The organism is Herbaspirillum sp. B65 (assembly GCF_000333555.1).
Classification (GTDB): domain Bacteria; phylum Pseudomonadota; class Gammaproteobacteria; order Burkholderiales; family Burkholderiaceae_D; genus Herbaspirillum; species Herbaspirillum rubrisubalbicans.
On record NZ_BADI01000466.1, the window covers coordinates 1 to 3,839 of the forward strand.

At 64.4% G+C, this 3,839-nt stretch carries 3 protein-coding genes and 1 pseudogene; 3 read left to right on the forward strand and 1 reads right to left on the reverse strand.

Annotated features, from left to right (window positions below; translation table 11 throughout):
- The 3 genes and pseudogenes from I5W_RS11195 to I5W_RS11205 form a co-directional block, all read left to right on the forward strand.
- A pseudogene (locus I5W_RS11195) lies at window positions 1-361 on the forward strand (D-arabinitol 4-dehydrogenase); the annotation flags it as partial.
- 63 nt (window positions 362-424) lie between these two features.
- On the forward strand, window positions 425-1,903 hold the full coding sequence (xylB, locus tag I5W_RS11200) for a xylulokinase (protein ID WP_044529279.1): 1,479 nt from the start codon (window positions 425-427) through the stop codon (window positions 1,901-1,903).
- 13 nt (window positions 1,904-1,916) lie between these two features.
- The gene (locus tag I5W_RS11205) at window positions 1,917-2,378 is read left to right on the forward strand and encodes a GNAT family N-acetyltransferase (protein WP_044529280.1); all 462 of its coding nucleotides are present in this window, start codon (window positions 1,917-1,919) and stop codon (window positions 2,376-2,378) included.
- Window positions 2,379-2,420: 42 nt separating this feature from the next.
- Here the strand turns inward: I5W_RS11205 and I5W_RS11210 are convergent.
- Window positions 2,421-3,839 (reverse strand): methyl-accepting chemotaxis protein (locus I5W_RS11210; protein WP_148289088.1); only part of this gene is annotated, 1,419 nt, incomplete at its 5' end.

Genomic DNA, 3,839 nt, shown 5'->3' on the forward strand with positions numbered 1-3,839 from the left:
GCCATTCAGGGATACCAACCAGCGCGTGGCCGCCGATGGCTATTCCAAGATCCCCGGCTTCATCCGCCCGACCTTGCAGGAGAGCTGGGCAGCGGGGCGCGATCCCCAGGCCACGGCGCTGCTGCCGGCCTTGTTCCTGGTGTTCCTCGAACACTGGAATGCGGGGCAGCTTCCCTATGCCTACCAGGATGGCATCTTCGATCCCGCCGCGGCGCGTCGCATGTTGGCTTCCAGCGATGTGGTGCAAGCCTTCTGTGAGGATGCCGTGCTGTGGGGCGAGCTGGCCGGCGACGCCCGGTTGGTGGCGCTGGTGCGGACAGCCTACGGGCGTGTGCAGCAGTGGCTGGCGAGGCTGCATTAAGCCTGTCGGTGATGCGCGAGGCATCATAGAATTGCCGTTCAATCACGAACAACGAGGAGCACCATGTATCTTGGGATAGACCTGGGTACGTCGGAGGTCAAGGCGGTGGTCATCGACGACCAGGGCGACTTGCTGGCGCTGGCCGGCAGCACGCTCAACGTGACGCGCGCTCATCCGCGCTGGTCCGAGCAGGCCCCGGCCGACTGGTGGCAGGCCACCTGCGATACTGTGGACAAGCTGCGCACCCAGCTCGGCCGCGAGCGCTTTGCCGGCATCCGCGCCATCGGCCTGTCGGGCCAGATGCATGGGGCTGTGCTGCTGGATGAAGACGATGAAGTCCTGCGCCCGGCCATTCTCTGGAGCGATTCGCGCAGTGCCCCCGAATGCGCCGAACTGGACCGGCGCGCGCCGCGCCTGCATGGCATCGCTGGCAACCTGGCCATGCCGGGCTTCACTGCGCCCAAGCTGCTGTGGGTGGCGCGCCATGAGCCGCAACTGTTTGCCCGCATCGCGACCGTGTTGTTGCCCAAGGATTGGTTGCGTTTGAAGATGACCGGCCGCAAGGTCTCCGATCCGTCCGACGCGGCCGGTACCTTGTGGCTGGATGTGGAAGGGCGCAACTGGTCCGACGAATTGCTGGCGGCTTCAGGGATGCGGCGCGACCAGATGCCGGCGCTGGTCGATGGCAGCGCAGTGTCGGGTACCCTGTTGCCGGACGTGGCCCGGGCCTGGGGGCTGGAGCAGAACGTGATCGTGGCCGGTGGTGCGGGCGACGGTGCGGCCAGCGCGGTCGGCATCGGTGCGGTCAATCCGGGCGATGGCTTCCTGTCCTTGGGGACCTCGGGCGTGCTGTTCGTGGTCAATGACCGCTTCCGTCCCAATCCTGGGCGTGCGATCCACGCGTTCTGTCACACCTTGCCGCAGCGTTGGCATCAGATGAGCGTGATGCTGTCGGCGGCCAGCTGCCTGCGCTGGTTCTGTCGCCTGTGTTCGGTGGATGAAAATAGCCTGCTGGCCGAGATCGCCGAGCTCGACCACGAAGCGCGCCGCAATGCACCGCTGTTCCTGCCTTACCTGTCCGGCGAGCGCACGCCGCACAATGATCCTTATGCCACCGGCGTGTTCCATGGCCTGACGCCGGAACACCAGCGTGCCGCGCTCGGTTATGCGGTGCTCGAAGGCGTGGCCTTCGGCATGGTCGATGGCCTGGACGCCTTGCGCGCAGCCGGCACCGATGTGGCCGAATTGTCGCTCGTAGGAGGTGGTGCGCGCAGCGCTTATTGGGCACAGTTGCTGGCCGACGCGCTGGCCGTGCGCATCGTCACCCACGTGGGCAGCGAAGCCGGCGGCGCGCTCGGTGCGGCGCGCCTGGCCTGGCTGGCCGCTGGGGGCGATGAGGCGCAGGTATGTCGCAAGCCGGCCCAGCAGGCGCAGTACCAGCCGGACCCGACGCGCCATGCAGCCTTGCAGGTGCGCTTGCAGCGCTATCGCGACATCTATGCGCCGTTTGCACCCTTGTATGGGGAGGGCCATTCACTTTAATCAGAGGAGAGATATGCAGGTTATCGAATGCAGCCAAGGCCAGTTGGAGATCCTGGCCGGTTTATTCAACGACTACCGGATTTTTTATGGACATCAGGATGATGTGCCGGCATGTCGTGACTTTCTGGAGGAGAACCTGCGGTCGCACCGTTCCTCGATATTCTTGCTGTCGGACGACATCGGAAACGCGGTCGCTTTCGCGCAGTGCTATCCGGCTATCTGCTCCCTGAACATGCGCCCTTACCAGTATCTCTCCGATCTCTATGTCGTCCCGAGCGCGCGCAAGCAAGGTCATGGACATTATCTGATGCAGTACCTGCGTGATCACTTCACGCGACTGGGGGCGCAAAGAATTACGCTCGATACCGCCACCACCAACAAGATCGCCCAGCAGCTCTACGAGTCGCTGGGTTATGAGCGCGAGCAGCTTTACATCACTTATCACCAGATGCTGGATACGCCGTTCCAGCCATGAGCGAGCCGCACACGCCAGAGCGCACATCCGTGCTCAACCGGATCATCTCCGGTTGAACTTGAACACCGAAATCGCCTGCAGCAAGCGCACCGTCTGTTCCTGCAGGCTGCCCGCCGCGCCTGCGGCCTCTTCCACCAGCGAGGCATTCTGCTGGGTGCTGGCATCCATCTGGGTGATGGCTTCATGGACCTGGTTGATGCCGGCGCTTTGCTGCTGGGTGGCTTCCTTGATCTCGCCCATGATGCCCGAGACGCGCTGTACCGATTCGACGATGTCGCGCATGGTGCGGGTGGCTTGCTCGACCTGACGGTTGCCGACCTCGACCTTGGCTACCGAATCATCGATCAGCAGTTTGATCTCCTTGGCCGCCGAGGCCGAGCGCTGGGCCAGCGAGCGCACTTCCGAGGCCACCACCGCAAAGCCGCGTCCCTGCTCGCCGGCACGCGCGGCTTCCACGGCGGCATTGAGCGCGAGGATGTTGGTCTGGAAGGCGATGCCATCGATCACGCTGACGATGTCGGCCACCTTCTGCGAGGAAGCATTGATCGACTCCATGGTCGCCACCACCTGCGCGACGATGCTGCCGCCCTGCACCGCCACGTCCGACGCCGCCAGCGCCAGGTCGTTGGCCTGGTGAGCGTTTTCGGCATTGTGCTTGACGGTGGAATTCAATTGCTCCATCGAGGAGGCGGTTTCTTCCAGCGCGCCGGCTTGCTGCTCGGTGCGGGCCGACAGATCGAGGTTGCCGCGGGCGATTTCGCTGGAAGCGGTGGTGATGGTGTCCGAACCGCGCCGCACTTCAGAGACGATGGCGGCCAGCTTGTCGCGCATGACGCGCATGGCGGCCATGAGGCTATCGTGGTCGCCGGCCCGGGTATCGATCACCACGGCCAGATCGCCCTGGGCAATCTGGCCGGCGATCTGCACCGCGTAATCGGGTTCGCCGCCCAGCTTGCGCAGGATCTGGCGCGTAATCAGAATCGCCGCCAGGACCGCCGTGACCACCCCGATGGCGCTGATGACCAGCATCAGCAGGCGCGCCCGGCCATAGGCGGCGGCGCTGCTTTCGGCGGCTTCCAGATTGAGCTTGTCTTCCAGCGCGGCCAGGGCTTTCAACTCCACCTGCCAGGCCTTCTGCACCGGCAGGTATTGTTCCTTCAGGAATTGCGCCAGTTCATAGGCCTCGCGACGCTTGCCGAATTCCACTGCTTCGCTGATGAGCTTTTCTGCCGTGGCGGCCCGGGCCTGGACCTTCGGCAAGGCCGCCTTTTCTTCTTCGCTGGTAACAGCCGACTCGCTGAAGAGCTGCTGCAGCTTTTGCGCCGACCACTTCCTTGACGTTCTCGCCCGACGCCCCATCCAGCGGAAAGGAGCCGCGCACCTCGTGGGCCGACACCAGATGCACGCAGCGCCCGATGTCGGGATGGATGGCCAGGTCATCCGGGGTGGCCCAGGCGAAAT

Bases quoted from the DNA above. Each gene is read 5' to 3' on its own strand.
- I5W_RS11205 (WP_044529280.1), top strand. From the start codon at position 1,917: ATGCAGGTTATCGAATGCAGCCAAGGCCAGTTGGAGATCCTGGCCGGT.
- xylB (WP_044529279.1), top strand. From the start codon at position 425: ATGTATCTTGGGATAGACCTGGGTACGTCGGAGGTCAAGGCGGTGGTC.